This window comes from Streptomyces sp. NPDC023541 (assembly GCF_055559995.1).
On sequence record NZ_JBVHJO010000002.1, the window covers coordinates 664,019 to 677,800 of the forward strand.

At 73.7% G+C, this 13,782-nt stretch carries 12 protein-coding genes; 11 read left to right on the plus strand and 1 reads right to left on the minus strand.

Features of this window, described 5'->3' with window-relative positions:
* Positions 1-87 precede the first annotated feature (87 nt).
* From ACZ3X1_RS07060 to ACZ3X1_RS07080, 5 genes are all read left to right on the plus strand, one after another.
* Positions 88-1,116, plus strand: coding sequence for a C40 family peptidase (locus ACZ3X1_RS07060; RefSeq protein WP_356813049.1), 1,029 nt, complete (start codon positions 88-90; stop codon positions 1,114-1,116).
* Between the two features lie 221 nt (positions 1,117-1,337).
* On the plus strand, positions 1,338-2,402 hold the full coding sequence (locus ACZ3X1_RS07065; RefSeq protein ID WP_390074922.1) for a C40 family peptidase: 1,065 nt from the start codon (positions 1,338-1,340) through the stop codon (positions 2,400-2,402).
* Between the two features lie 64 nt (positions 2,403-2,466).
* On the plus strand, positions 2,467-3,597 hold the full coding sequence (locus tag ACZ3X1_RS07070; RefSeq protein WP_356813051.1) for a hypothetical protein: 1,131 nt from the start codon (positions 2,467-2,469) through the stop codon (positions 3,595-3,597).
* Between the two features lie 20 nt (positions 3,598-3,617).
* On the plus strand, positions 3,618-4,760 hold the full coding sequence (locus tag ACZ3X1_RS07075; RefSeq protein WP_356813052.1) for a glycosyltransferase family 4 protein: 1,143 nt from the start codon (positions 3,618-3,620) through the stop codon (positions 4,758-4,760).
* A gap of 196 nt (positions 4,761-4,956) precedes the next feature.
* Positions 4,957-6,570, plus strand: coding sequence for a GMC oxidoreductase (locus ACZ3X1_RS07080; protein WP_467277400.1), 1,614 nt, complete (start codon positions 4,957-4,959; stop codon positions 6,568-6,570).
* A 36-nt stretch (positions 6,571-6,606) separates the two neighbouring features.
* Here the strand turns inward: ACZ3X1_RS07080 and ACZ3X1_RS07085 are convergent, their stop codons facing one another.
* Entirely contained in the window at positions 6,607-8,403 is a 1,797-nt protein-coding gene (locus tag ACZ3X1_RS07085) for an AMP-dependent synthetase/ligase (RefSeq protein WP_356813054.1), read from the minus strand.
* Between the two features lie 243 nt (positions 8,404-8,646).
* Between ACZ3X1_RS07085 and ACZ3X1_RS07090 the strand changes: the two genes are divergently transcribed.
* The 6 genes from ACZ3X1_RS07090 to ACZ3X1_RS07115 all read left to right on the plus strand — a co-directional run bounded on the left by ACZ3X1_RS07090 (position 8,647) and on the right by ACZ3X1_RS07115 (position 13,674).
* Entirely contained in the window at positions 8,647-9,462 is an 816-nt protein-coding gene (locus ACZ3X1_RS07090; RefSeq protein WP_356813055.1) for a metallophosphoesterase family protein, read from the plus strand.
* 135 nt (positions 9,463-9,597) lie between these two features.
* Positions 9,598-10,038, plus strand: coding sequence for an SRPBCC family protein (locus ACZ3X1_RS07095; protein WP_356813057.1), 441 nt, complete (start codon positions 9,598-9,600; stop codon positions 10,036-10,038).
* A gap of 103 nt (positions 10,039-10,141) precedes the next feature.
* Entirely contained in the window at positions 10,142-11,299 is a 1,158-nt protein-coding gene (locus tag ACZ3X1_RS07100; RefSeq protein ID WP_467277410.1) for an ArsA family ATPase, read from the plus strand.
* 75 nt (positions 11,300-11,374) lie between these two features.
* A complete protein-coding gene (locus ACZ3X1_RS07105) occupies positions 11,375-11,836 on the plus strand; it encodes a DUF5304 domain-containing protein (protein WP_467277412.1) in 462 nt (153 codons plus the stop codon).
* Between the two features lie 61 nt (positions 11,837-11,897).
* Positions 11,898-12,839, plus strand: coding sequence for an ROK family glucokinase (locus tag ACZ3X1_RS07110; protein WP_356813061.1), 942 nt, complete (start codon positions 11,898-11,900; stop codon positions 12,837-12,839).
* Between the two features lie 73 nt (positions 12,840-12,912).
* Positions 12,913-13,674, plus strand: a complete 762-nt coding sequence (locus ACZ3X1_RS07115; protein WP_467277616.1) for an endonuclease/exonuclease/phosphatase family protein — start codon at positions 12,913-12,915, stop codon at positions 13,672-13,674.
* Positions 13,675-13,782 lie beyond the last annotated feature (108 nt).

The window sequence follows — 13,782 nt, forward strand, 5'->3', positions numbered from 1 at the left end:
TGCGGTAGATCACTCATTCGGGGTGGCGGCGAAGGGTGCTGCCGAGTTGCGTTCTTCGGCGGCTCTAGGAAGAAGGAGCTCGCCTTCGTGGCGTCCCACCGTCGACCCAAGCAGCCGACTCGCGCTCGTGTGACCGTGCTCACCTCGGTCGCGGCCGCGGCCGTCGCCCTCACCGCGCAGAGTGCCTCCGCCGCTCCGGCGAAGCCGAGCAAGGACGAGGTCAAGACCCAGGTCGACGCACTCTACGAAGAGGCGGAGCAGGCCACCGAGAAGTTCAACGGGGCCAAGGAGCGCCAGGAGACGCTCGAGAAGGAGATCGGGCAGATCCAGGACCAGGTCGCGCGCGGCCAGGGTGAGCTCAACGACCTTCGCAGCGCGCTCGGTTCGATGGCGAGCGCCCAGTACCGCAACGGCGGCATAGACCCCTCCCTCGCCCTCCTCCTCTCCGAGGACCCCGACAGCTACCTCGACAAGGCCTCCACCCTGGAGCACCTGAGCGGCAAGCAGGTCGAAGCGGTCCAGAAGATCCAGGCGAAGCAGCGCACCCTCGCGCAGCAGCGCCAGGAGGCGGCCGGCAAGCTCGCCGACCTCGACGCCACCCGCAAGGAGCTCGGCGAGAAGAAGAAGGCCTCGGCCGAGAAGCTCGCCGCGGCCCAGGCCCTCCTCAACACCCTTACGGCGCAGGAGCGTGCCGCGCTCAAGGACGAGGACACGCGCGCCAGCCGCGCCGACGGCCAGCGCGTCGACCTCGGCGACGTCAAGGCCTCCGGCCGTGCCGGAGCCGCCCTCGCGGCCGCCAAGACCAAGGTCGGCAGCGCGTACATATCGGGCAACGAGGGCCCCAACTCCTTCGACTGCTCCGGGCTGACCCAGTGGGCGTACAAGCAGGCAGGCGTCAACATCAGCCGTGTGACCTACACCCAGGCGAACGACGGCACCCGCATCAGCCGCAGCCAGCTGCAGCCCGGTGACCTGGTCTTCTTCTACGGGGATCTGCACCACGTCGGCCTGTACGCCGGCAACAACATGACGCTGCACGCCTCGAACCCGCGCGGCGGCGTCAAGTACGAGTCGATGGACAACATGCCGTTCCAGTTCGGCGTCCGCATCGGCTGACGCGAAGCACACCGCCCATCCGGGCGAATTCCACGGCCCCGCTCTGACCACTCGCCCCGCCGGTGACCTGCGTCTCCGGCGGGGCGTCGGTGTGTGCGCCCTCCGGCGGGCGTTGGGCGGTGCGCGATCGCACGGCTACTGTCTGCCAGCGCGGAACCCGGCACACGGCCGCCCACGGAGGGCGGACCCGGGCCGCGCTCAGCGGAAGGGAGCGGGTGCACGTGGCGTCACATCGCCGGCCCGGGCTCGGCAGCCTCGACCGGAACACGAAGGTCACCGTCCTCACCGCCGCCGCGGCAACCGCCGCGGTCGCCATGGTGGGCGCTCCCGCGAGCGCGGCCCCCGGCCTCCCGCACGAGCCCGGCGGCGGCGCGAGATCCGGTGTCAGCGCCCAGGTCGACCGGCTCTTCGAGGAGGCCGAGCAGGCCACCGAGCACTTCAACGAGGCCGGGGAGAAGGCCGCCGCGCTCCGTACCGAGGTCGACCGGGCCCAGGACGCGGTGGCCCGCGGCCAGGAGCGCATCAACACCATGCGCGGCATCCTCGGCACCTTCGCCGGGGCCCAGTACCGCAGCGGCGGCATCGACCCCGCCGTCGGACTGATGCTGGCCGAGGACCCCGACGCCTACCTCGCGCAGGCCGCCGCCCTGGACCGGCTGACCGAGCGTCAGGCCCGGCAGCTCCACGAACTGCACCAGGAGCAGCGCCGGCTCGGCCAGGTACGGGCGGAGGCCTCCCGTAAGCTCGCCGAACTCGACGCCCTGCGCTCCGACGTCGCCCGCCACAAGCGCTCCGTCACGGCGAAGCTCGCCGCCGCCAGGCGGCTCCTCAACTCCATGCCGTCCGAGGAGCGGGCCGACTTCGAGCGCTCCTCGCGCTCCGGGGGACGCCACGAGGCACTGCCCGACCTGGGCCCCGTGGGTGCCGACGGCCCCTCCTCGGGCCGCGCCGCGGCCGCCGTGATGGCGGCCCGGGCCGCCGTCGGACGCCCGTACGTGTGGGGCTCCACCGGCCCCTCCGGCTTCGACTGCTCCGGGCTGATGGTCTGGTCCTACCGGCAGGCCGGCGTCTCGCTGCCGCGCACCTCGCAGGCCCAGCGGCACGCGGGGCGCCAGGTGCCGCTGTCACAGGCCCGGCCGGGCGACCTGGTGACGTACCGCTCCGACGCCAGCCACGTCGGCATGTACGTCGGCAACGGCCAGGTCGTCCACGCCCCCTACCCCGGCGCCCGAGTGCGCTACGACCCGGTCGGGATGATGCCGGTCTCGGCGGTCACCCGCCCCTGACCCCGACCCCGACCCCGGCCCCGCCGCCCGCGCCGCCCCCCGGCGCCCTGCGTACGATCGGCGGATGTCTCGCCTCCGCCGTCCGTCGCGCCTCCGGCCGCTCGTGCCGGTCCTGCTGTGCGCGCTGCTCCCCGGGTGCGGTCCGCGGCCGGCCGGCAGCGCCGACGCCGCCGAGCGGGACGTCCGCGGGGCGGTCGCCGACTGGTCGCGGGCGACGCCCGAGGGGCTGGCCGGGATCCCGTTCGCCGACCGGGCGTACGAGGTCGCCTCGGTCCGGCGCGACGGCGAGCGGGCCCTCGTACGGGCCCGGCTGCGCTACCGGCTGGCCGGCCACGACACCGCCCCCGAGGAGTCGGCCCGCGAGATGGAGCTGGTCCGGAAGGGCGGGACGTGGCGGGTGAGCGCCGACCGGCCCGCGCCGGGCGCCCTGCCGCAGCTGTGGGACCAGGGAGCGGTCTCGGTGGCCGCCGGCAGGCACTCCCTGGTCCTCGGCGGGGCCGGGCAGAGCGCGGGCACGCTCCGGGAGATCGCCGCCGAGGCCGACCGGGCGGTGCCCGCCGCGGGCGCCGCCTGGCCCGGACCCTGGGCGGGGCGGGTGGTCGTCCTGGTCCCCGGTTCCCTCGACGCGATGGCGCGGCTGCTGGGACGGCCCGCCGACACCTACCGGGGCCTCGGCGCCGTCACCACCGGCCGGGTGGGCGCGGGCCCGGCCCCGGCGGACCGGGTCGTGGTCAATCCGGAGGGGTACGCGGGTCTGGGGGCGGAGGGCCGGCGGATCGTCCTGACCCATGAGGTCGCGCACGTGGCCACGCGTGCGGCGACGACCGCCACCACCCCGCTGTGGCTCTCCGAGGGCTTCGCGGACTGGGCGGCGTACCGGGGCGCGTCCACCAGCCCCGCGCAGGCCGCTCCGGCGCTCGCCCGGGCCGTCCGGCGCGGCGGGCTGCCGGGGGAGCTGCCCGGGACGGAGGACTTCGCCTTCGGCGGCGACCCCGAGGCGGCGGCGCGGGCGTACGAGGGCGCGTGGCTGGCCTGCCGGCTGATCGCGGCGAAGTGGGGCGAGAAGGCGCTGGTGGACCTGTACGGGCGGGCGGGCCGCGAGCCGCTGGAGACCGCGCTGCGGGAGAGCCTAGGCGTGGACCGGGCCGGGCTCACGCAGGCCTGGCGGGAGTCCCTTCGCGAGGAGCTGAGCTGAGCGGGTACTGTCGGCAGGCGATGCACAAGACCCTGATCGTGACCAACGACTTCCCGCCGCGACCGGGCGGCATCCAGGCCTTCCTCCACAACATGGCGCTGCGGCTGGATCCCGAGCGGGTCGTCGTCTACGCCTCCACGTGGAAGCACAGCGCGGAGGGCCGCGAGGCCACCGCGGCCTTCGACGCGGAACAGCCCTTCCAGGTCGTCCGCGACCGTACGACGATGCTGCTGCCGACCCCGCGCGTGACGCGGCGCGCCGTCGGCCTGCTGCGCGAACACGGCTGCGAGTCCGTGTGGTTCGGTGCCGCCGCCCCGCTCGGGCTGATGGGCCCGGCGCTGCGTCGGGCGGGCGCCCGGCGGATCGTGGCGACCACCCACGGGCACGAGGCGGGCTGGGCCCAGCTGCCGGCCGCGCGGCAGCTGCTGCGGCGGATCGGCGAGGGCACGGACACCCTGACGTACCTGGGGGAGTACACCCGCTCCCGGATCGCCTCGGCGGTCACGGACCGGGCGGCGGCGCGGATGGTCCAACTCCCGCCGGGCGTCGACGAGAAGACCTTCCACCCGGCGTCGGGCGGCGACGTGGTCCGGGCGCGGCTGGGCCTGTCGGACCGGCCCGTGGTGGTGTGCGTGTCGCGGCTGGTGCCGCGCAAGGGCCAGGACACGCTGATCGAGGCCATGCCGCGGATCCTGGCCGCCGTGCCCGACGCCGTGCTGCTGGTCGTCGGCGGCGGCCCGTACGAGGAGGACCTGCGCGCGCTGGCGGCGTCCACGGGCGTGGCCCGCTCGGTGGTCTTCACGGGCGCGGTCCCGTGGTCCGAACTCCCCGCGCACTACGGTGCGGGCGACGTCTTCGCCATGCCCTGCCGGACCCGGCGGGGCGGCCTCGACGTGGAGGGGCTCGGCATCGTCTACCTGGAGGCCTCGGCGACGGGTCTGCCGGTGGTCGCGGGCGACTCCGGCGGGGCGCCGGACGCGGTACTGGACGGTGAGACGGGCTGGGTCGTGCGGGGCGGCGTGCCCGAGGAGGCGGCGGACCGGATCGTGGCCCTGCTGCAGGATGCCGACCTGCGGGCCCGCATGGGCGAGCGCGGCCGCGCCTGGGTCGAGGAGAAGTGGCGCTGGGACCTTCTGGCGGACCGCCTGCGCGAGCTGCTGTAGCCGGGCGGCTCCCGCGGGTGCGGCGCCGTTGCGGGGGTTCTGCCCCCGAGCCCCCGCGCCTCGAACGCCAGTGGGGCTGGAGATCGGGGCTCGGTGAAGCGTCCGGGCCGAGCGCGTGCGCCATGTCTGACTGTCCCTCAGATGTCTGTCAACACCGCGTCTGGGCGGACGGCCGGAATCCGCTCATGATGCGGCCATGACACCCAACCTGACGCGCCGTCAAATGCTGGGGCTCGGCGCACTCTCGACCGCCGCCGCGCTCGGCTTCACACGGATCGGAGCGGCCTCCGCCGCCGCTGCCGAGCCCGCCGCCGCCCACTACGCCCCGGCCGTCGTCGTCGGGTCCGGTTACGGCTCCGCCGTGGCCGCCCTGCGGCTCGGGCAGGCGGGCGTGCGCACCGTCGTCCTCGAAATGGGCCGGCTGTGGAACACCCCCGGTCCCGACGGCAAGGTCTTCCCCTCCACGTCCGCCCCCGACCACCGCTCCATGTGGTTCCGCACCCGCACCGAGGCCCCGCTCGCGCAGTTCCTCTGGCTCGACGTGGTCAACCGCGACATCAGCCCCTACCCCGGCGTCCTGGACCGCGTGAACCACGGCGACATGTCCGTCTACGTGGGACGCGGAGTCGGCGGCGGGTCCCTCGTCAACGGCGGCATGGCGCCCACCCCCAGGCGCTCGTACTTCACCGAGGTCTTCCCGGGCGTCGACGCCGACGAGATGTACGGCACCTACTTCCCCCGCGCCCGCGCCATGCTCGGCGTGGGCGACATCGACCCGGGCTGGTTCGAGTCCACCGAGTGGTACCGCTTCGCCCGCATCTCCCGCAAGCACGCCCACAACACCGGTCTGAAGACCGTCTTCGTCCCCAACGTCTACGACTTCGAGCACATGAAGCGCGAGGCGGCCGGCACCGCACCCCGCTCGGCACTGGCCGGGGAGGTCATCTACGGCAACAACCACGGGAAGAAGAGCGTCGACAAGACCTACCTCGCCGCCGCCCTCGGAACCGGCAACGTCACCATCGAGACCATGCAGCGCGTGGTCGCCGTACGGCCCGACCCGGCCGGCGGGTACGTCCTGACCGTGCGGACCAGTGACGTGACCGGAAAGGTCACCCAGGTCCGCGAGATCGGCTGCCGGCAGCTCTTCCTCGGCGCCGGGAGCCTGGGCACCACCGAGATCCTGCTGCGTGCCCGGGAGACCGGCGCGCTGCCCGCGCTCAGCGGCGAGGTCGGGCGCGGCTGGGGCCCCAACGGCAATGTCATGACCGCGCGCGCCAACCACCTGTGGGACACCGTCGGCGCCAACCAGTCCACCATGCCCGCCCTGGGCATCGACGACTGGGACAACGCCGCGAACCCCGTCTTCGCGGAGGTCGCCCCGCTCCCCATGGGCCTCGAACACTGGATCTCGATGTACCTGGCCATCACCAAGAACCCGGAGCGCGGGCACTTCACCTACGACGCGGCGAGCGACTCCGCCCGCCTCAACTGGCGGCGGGACCAGAACGCGCCCGCGGTCAACGCGGCGAAGAACCTCTTCGACCGCATCAACCGGCGCAACTTCACCATCTACCGCTACGACCTCTTCGGCGGGAACAGGGCCTTCGCCGACGACTTCACCTACCACCCGCTCGGCGGCTGCGTCCTCGGGAAGGCGACCGACGCGTACGGGCGGGCCACGGGCTACCAGGGCCTCTACGTGGTGGACGGCTCCCTGGTGCCGGGGTCGCTCGGCGTGAACCCGTTCGTCACCATCACCGCCCTCGCCGAGCGGAACATGGCACGCATCCTCGCCGACCCCCGCTGACGACGGCCTGCGGCCGCGGGCCCCGCCGACACGGGGTCAGCCGCGGTAGAGCGCCTCGATCTCGTCCGCGTAGTCCTTCGCCACCACGTTGCGCTTGAGCTTCAGCGACGGCGTGATGTGCCCCGACTCCTCCGTGAACTGGGAGGGCAGAATGCGGAATTTCCGCACCGATTCCGCCTTGGAAACCGCCGCGTTGCCGTCGTCGATCGCCTTCTGGACGGCGGCGACGAGGTCGGCGTCCTCGCGCAGCTCCGCCGCCGTGACCCCGGCCGGCTTGCCGTTCTCCACGGCCCAGCGGCCGAGGAACTCCTCGTCGATGGTGACCAGCGCGGCCACGAACGGCCTCGCGTCACCGACCACCATGCACTCCGCGACCAGCGCGTGCGCCCGGATCCGGTCCTCGATCACCGCGGGGGCCACGTTCTTGCCGCCCGCCGTGACGATCAGCTCCTTCTTGCGGCCGGTGATGGTGAGGTAGCCGTCCTCGTCGAGGGTGCCGACGTCGCCGGTGTGGAACCAGCCGTCGGTCAGCGCCTCGGCGGTCGCCGCCTCGTTCTTCCAGTAGCCCGTGAAGATCTGCTCGCCGTGCAGCAGCACCTCGCCGTCGTCCGCGATGCGCACCACGGAGCCCGGCATGGGCTGGCCGACCGTACCGATCTTCTGCTTGTCCCACGGGTTGAAGGTGGTCGCCGCACAGGACTCGGTCAGGCCGTAGCCCTCCAGGACCGTGAAGCCGATGCCGCGGAAGAAGTGCCCGAGCCGCTCGCCCAGCGGCGCGCCGCCGGAGATCGCGTACTCGCCGCGGCCGCCGAGGACCGCGTGCAGCTTGCTGAAGACCAGCTTCGAGAAGACCTTGTGCTTGAGCTTGAGGCCGAACGACGGGCCGCGCGGGGTGTCCAGCGCACGGCTGTAGGCGATCGCGGTGTCCGCCGCCGCGTCGAAGATCCTGCCCTTGCCCTCGGCCTGCGCCTTGGCGCGCGCCGAGTTGTAGACCTTCTCGAACACCCGGGGGACGCCGAGGATCAGCGTGGGGCGGAAGGACTGCAGCTCGTCGGTGAGGTTCTTGATGTCCGGTACGCAGCCCAGGCGGATCGGCGCCAGCACGGCCGCCACCTCCACCAGGCGCCCGAAGACGTGCGCGGCCGGCAGGAACAGCAGCACCGAGCACTCGCCGGTCCTGAACAGCGGGCTCAGGCGCTCCACCGCGTTGCCGCACTCCGCGAAGAAGTTGCGGTGGCTCAGCACACAGCCCTTGGGGCGGCCGGTGGTGCCCGAGGTGTAGACGATGGTGGCCGGGTCGTCGGCGTTCGCGAGGCTGCTGCGCTCGTCGACCTCGGCGTCGGTGACGGCCGCGCCGGCGGCCTTCAGCGTGTCCAGCGCGCCCTGCTCGATCTCCCAGACGTCGCGCAGCTCCGGCAGGCGGTCGCGCAGCGAGGCCACCGCCTTGGAGTGCCCGGCGCTCTCCACGACGACGGCGACGGCGCCGGAGTCGCCGAGGATCCACTGGATCTGCTCGGGGGAGCTGGTCTCGTACACGGGGACGGTGACGCCGCCCGCGGTCCAGATCGCGAAGTCGATCAGCACCCACTCGTAGCGGGTGCGGGAGATCAGGGCGACCCGGTCGCCGGGGCGGACACCGGCCGCGATCAGGCCCTTGGCCGTGGCACGGACCTCGGCCAGGAACTCGGTCGCCGTCACGTCCTGCCACCGGCCGCCGACCTTGCGGCTCATGACGGCGGTGTCTGGGTGCTGGGCGGCGTTGCGGCGGATGAGATCCGTCAGGTTCCCGTCCGACGGGACCTCGTACAGGGCCGGAAGGCTGAACTCGCGCAAGACTGCTGCTCCTCTGGGCGCCATCGCCACCATGTGGACCGACCGGACGTTACCCACCGGTAGTGGGTTCCCGATAGAGGGAACCGGCCAGATGTTCCGTGCGTCACATTCTGCACTCACACGGTCCGGACCCAACGCGCCGACAGTAGTCGACCCCCTCGGCGACTCGGAAGTAACCGCAGGTAGGCCCGGCTTTCACAGTCCCACTACCAGGCCCTCACCAGCCCCCCTAGGGTTGTCCGCATGGCTGGCAGCATGCGGAGCGGGAAGAACGGCACGAGCGGATCGAGCCGCACACGGGTCCACGTCGTGAGCGACGTGCACGGCAACACCGAAGCCCTCGCGCGCGCCGGCGACGGCGCCGACGCCCTGATCTGCCTCGGCGACCTCGTCCTCTTCCTCGACTACGCCGACCACTCGCGCGGGATCTTCCCCGACCTGTTCGGCGTCGAGAACGCCGACCTCATCGTCGAGCTGCGCACCCAGCGCCGCTTCGGCGAGGCCCACGCCCTCGGCAGGCGGCTGTGGGCCGGCCTCGACCGCGAGCGGATGATCGAGGACGCGGTGCGCCGCCAGTACGCGGAGATGTTCGCCGCCTTCCCCCGCCCCACCTACGCGACCTACGGCAACGTCGACATCCCGGCGCTGTGGCCCGAGTACGCCGACCGCCACGGCCTCACCGTCCTGGACGGACAGCGGGTCGAGATCGCGGGCCGCGTCTTCGGCTTCGTCGGCGGCGGCCTGCCCTCGCCCATGCGCACCCCCTACGAAGTGGACGTGGAGGAGTACGCCGCCAAGGTCGAGGCACTCGGCGAGGTCGACGTGCTCTGCTCCCACATCCCGCCGGAAGTGCCCGAGCTCTGCTACGACACCGTCGCACGCCGCTTCGAACGCGGCAGCGAGGCCCTGCTCGCCGCCATCCGCCGCACCCGGCCGCGCTACGCCCTCTTCGGCCACGTCCACCAGCCCCTGGCCCGGCGGATGCGGATCGGCGCCACCGAGTGCGTGAACGTCGGCCACTTCGCCTCGACCGGCCGCCCCTGGGTCATGGAGTGGTGAGAACCAGCCGCTTCCGCACCCCCCGCCCCGGGCCCGGGGCGTCTCTGGAGTGGCGGCGTCCGCACGCGCGGTAGCCTTCACGCGGCGGCCGGAGGCCGTACACATCCTCGAACAATCTCCGGAGGAGCGACCGCGATGGCGGAACACACCAGCTCAAGCATCACGATCGACGCCGCGCCCGGCGACGTGATGGCCGTGATCGCCGACTTCGCGCGCTACCCCGAGTGGACCGGCGAGGTGAAGGAGGCCGAGGTCCTCGCCACCGACGTCGACGGCCGCGCCGAAAAGGTCCGGCTGCTGCTCGACGCGGGCGCGATCAAGGACGACCACACCCTGGCCTACACCTGGAAGGGCACCGACGAGGTCAGCTGGACCCTGGACAAGTCCCAGATGCTGCGCCAGCTCGACGGCTCCTACCGACTCGCCCCGGTGGACGGCGGCAAGCGCACCGAGGTCACCTACCAGCTGACCGTCGACGTCAAGATCCCCATGCTCGGCATGATCAAGCGCAAGGCCGAGAAGGTCATCATCGACCGCGCGCTGGCGGGCCTGAAGAAGCGCGTCGAGTCCGTCTGACCAGCACCCGGGGGTGCCGCACCGAACCGGGTACGGCACGCCCGCGGGGTCCCGCCACGGACCCCGCACGGCGGCGCACCCCACCGATCCGGAGCCCCCGCACATGCACACCCTGCTCATCACCGGCCCCGGCGGGGCCGGCCGGACCACCGTGGCGGCCGCCACCGCTCTCGCCGCGGCCCGCCGGGGCCGACAGGTGCTGCTGCTCACCGGCGACCCCGGCGACCCGCTCGCCGGACTGCTCGGCGACCCCCTCCCGCCCGGCCTGAGCGTCGCCCGGGTCGACTCCGGCCAGGAGTTCCGAGACGAACTCGTGGCCCTGCAGGAACGCGGATCCGCCCTGCTCTCCATGGTCGGCGCCCGCCCCCTCGCCGCCGAGGAACTCACCGAACTGCCCGGATCCGAACAGTTCGCTCTGCTCCGCGCCCTGCGGTGGGCCGCCACCACACCCGCCGCCGACCTCGTCGTCGTCGACCTGCCCCCGCTCCGCCAGGCCGTCGCGACCCTCGCGCTCCCCGCCCAGCTGCGCCGCTACCTCGCCCGCCTGCTCCCCGCCGAGAAGCAGGCCGCCCGCGCCCTGCGCCCCGTACTGGCCCAGCTGGCCGGCGTACCCATGCCCGCCCAGTGGCTCTACGAGGCCGCCGCGCGCTGGGACGAGGAGCTCGCCGCCGTCCAGGCCGTCATCGAGGCCGACACCACCGAAGTACGCCTCGTCGCCGAGCCCGGACCCGCCGCCGCGGACGCGCTCCGGCTCGGACGGCTCGGCCTCGCCCTCCAGCAGCTGCCCGTCCGCGACGTCGTCGCCAACCGGACGGTCCCCCACGGCTCCGCCGACCCCTGGCTCGCCGGCCTCGCCGCCCAGCAGGAGAAGTACGCCGCCGAGTGGGCCGGCGAGAGCCCGCTGGTGGCCCTCGCCCACCTCGGCCCCGACCCCCAGGGCCAGGACGACCTCGACCGGCTCGCCGCCCCCGGCGGACTCGTCCCGGACGTGCCCGCACCCCGCCGCGCCTGGACCGTCGAGGACCGGCTCGCCGACGACGGGGTCCTCGTCTGGGTGGTTCCGCTGCCGGGCGCGCACAAACGCGACCTCGACCTCGTCCGCCGCGGCGACGAGCTGCTGCTCACCGCCGGCCCGTACCGCAGGATCGTTCCCCTTCCCTCGGCACTGCGCCGGTGCACCGTCTCCGGCGCCGCCCTCACCGAAGGCGAACTCCGCATCCGCTTCACCCCGGACCCCGGCCTGTGGCCCCGTACGCGCTGAACGCGGTACCCCCGTTCGGGTACCGTCGAAGGTAGACAGCAAGCACGCCCAGCAGCCGCCGCAGGAGAGTCCGCCATGAGCGAGGCCACCGACCGCCCCACCGACGACGCCTGGGCCAAGGCCTGTGCCGAGGACCTCGCCGCCGAGAAGGAGCGCCTGCGCGGGCAGGGCCAGGCCGGCCCGGGAGCCCCCGGGACCGCGGCCGAGGAGCTCTTCAAGCTCTTCGAGGCCGTCGCCGACAAGGTCTCCGGCCTCAACAACCCGCTGTTCGGCGCCGCCGCACAGGGCGCCGTCCGCCAGATCGTCGACCAGGCGAAAACCGCCGCGAAGCCCGTCATCGAACGCAACCCCGAGGTCTTCGACCACCTCGCGGCCGCCGGCTCCGAGCTCCTCGCCGCCTACCGCTCCGCCGTCGAGGGCCACGAGGGCCGCTGGACCCGGGGCGAGACCCGGGCACCCCGCCAGGCATCCGACGACCGCGACCCGCGCGGGGACGGCCCCGACGACGGTCCCGCCGAGCGGATCGATCTCGACTGAACCCCCGGCGCCCTCGGGTACCGTTGGCCGTGGCGGGGTTTGACCGGAAACCGAGGGACTAATGGGACTCACCATCGGCGTCGACATCGGCGGCACGAAGATCGCGGCCGGCGTGGTCGACGAAGAGGGCACGATCCTTGAGACGTACAAGGTGCCCACCCCGCCGACGGCGGACGGAGTGACGGAGGCCATCTGCGCCGCCGTCTCCGAGGTCAGCAGCAACCACACCATCGAGGCCGTCGGCATCGGCGCCGCCGGATACGTGGACGACAAGCGTGCGACCGTACTCTTCGCGCCGAACATCAACTGGCGCCATGAGCCGCTCAAGGACAAGGTCGAGCAGCGCATCGGCCTGCCCGTCGTCGTCGAGAACGACGCGAACTGCGCGGCCTGGGGCGAATACCGCTTCGGTGCCGGCCAGGGCCACGACGACGTCATCTGCATCACGCTCGGCACCGGCCTGGGCGGCGGCATCATCATCGGCAACAAGCTGCGCCGCGGACGCTTCGGCGTCGCCGCCGAGTTCGGCCACATCCGGGTCGTCCCGGACGGCCTGCTGTGCGGCTGCGGCAGCCAGGGCTGCTGGGAGCAGTACGCCTCCGGCCGCGCCCTCGTCCGCTACGCCAGGCAGCGCGCCAACGCCACCCCCGAGAACGCGACGGTCCTGCTCGCGCTCGGCGACGGCACCCCCGAGGGCATCGAGGGCAAGCACATCAGCGAGGCCGCCCGGCAGGGCGACCTGGTGGCCGTCGACGCCTTCCGCGAGCTGGCCCGCTGGGCCGGCGCCGGCCTCGCCGACCTGGCCTCCCTCTTCGACCCGTCGGCGTTCATCGTCGGCGGCGGCGTCTCCGACGAGGGCGACCTCGTCCTCGACCCGATCCGCAAGTCCTTCAAGCGCTGGCTGGTGGGCGGCGCCTGGCGCCCGCACGCCCAGGTGCTCGCCGCGCAGCTCGGAGGCAGGGCCGGACTCGTCGGCGCGGCCGACCTGGCCCGCCAGGGCTGACCCTTCCGCCCGGACCGCCCGCCGCGCCCCTTGGGGGAGCGGCGGGCGGCTGCGTATCTTGCGGTGCATGGACATGGACCAGTTGCCGCCCCCGCTGCCGAAGTCCCGTACGGAGCCCGACGGTTCTGCCGTCATCCGGGTTCTCGGCTACAACATCCGCTCGCTGCGCGACGACGAGGAGGCGCTGGTCCGGGTCATCCGGGCCTGCGAGCCGGACCTGGTCTTCGTACAGGAGGCGCCGCGGTTCTTCCGCTGGCGCAAGCACGCCGCGCGACTGGCCAGGAAATGCGACCTGGTGGTGCTGGGCGGGGGCGCGACGGCGACCGGACCGCTGCTGCTGTGCTCGCTGCGGGTCTTCGTGGAGCGGACCGAGGACGTCCTGCTCCCGCACACGCCCGGGCTGCACCGGCGGGGCCTGGCCACCGCGGTCGTCCGCGTCGGCGGCGTACGCGTGGGCGTGGTCTCGGCGCACCTGTCGCTGGACCGGGCGCAGCGGCTGGCCCAGGCGGACCTCCTCCTGGACCGGGTCGCCGCGCTGGACACCCCGTACGGGATCGCCGCGGGCGACGTGAACGAGGGACCCGGCGGCCCCGCCTTCGCGCGGCTGGCCGCGGACCTGCAGGACTGCTGGGCCGTCGCGCCCTGGGGCGGGGAGCGGACCTTCCCGGCGGCGGCGCCGGACCGGCGGATCGACGCCGTCTTCGCCACGGCGGGGGTGGAAGTGCTGGCCTGCGGGGTCCCCGCGGGGCTGGCGGGGGTCTGCGACGGTGACCTGCGGTCCGCCACGGATCATCTGCCGGTGCTGGCGGCGCTGCGCCTGCCGGCTGCGCCGTAGCTTGGGCAGGCGGTACGGGTGCGGCGCCGTCGCGGGGGCGCTGCCCCGGGCCCCGCGCCTCAGACGCCGGCGGGGCTGGGGTGCGGCGGGGTCGGAAGGGCGGGACGT

Coding starts and splice junctions, on each gene's coding strand:
- ACZ3X1_RS07070 (WP_356813051.1), top strand. CDS start 2,467: ATGTCTCGCCTCCGCCGTCCGTCGCGCCTCCGGCCGCTCGTGCCGGTC.
- ACZ3X1_RS07075 (WP_356813052.1), top strand. CDS start 3,618: ATGCACAAGACCCTGATCGTGACCAACGACTTCCCGCCGCGACCGGGC.
- ACZ3X1_RS07080 (WP_467277400.1), top strand. CDS start 4,957: ATGACACCCAACCTGACGCGCCGTCAAATGCTGGGGCTCGGCGCACTC.
- ACZ3X1_RS07090 (WP_356813055.1), top strand. CDS start 8,647: ATGGCTGGCAGCATGCGGAGCGGGAAGAACGGCACGAGCGGATCGAGC.
- ACZ3X1_RS07095 (WP_356813057.1), top strand. CDS start 9,598: ATGGCGGAACACACCAGCTCAAGCATCACGATCGACGCCGCGCCCGGC.
- ACZ3X1_RS07100 (WP_467277410.1), top strand. CDS start 10,142: ATGCACACCCTGCTCATCACCGGCCCCGGCGGGGCCGGCCGGACCACC.
- ACZ3X1_RS07105 (WP_467277412.1), top strand. CDS start 11,375: ATGAGCGAGGCCACCGACCGCCCCACCGACGACGCCTGGGCCAAGGCC.
- ACZ3X1_RS07110 (WP_356813061.1), top strand. CDS start 11,898: ATGGGACTCACCATCGGCGTCGACATCGGCGGCACGAAGATCGCGGCC.
- ACZ3X1_RS07115 (WP_467277616.1), top strand. CDS start 12,913: ATGGACCAGTTGCCGCCCCCGCTGCCGAAGTCCCGTACGGAGCCCGAC.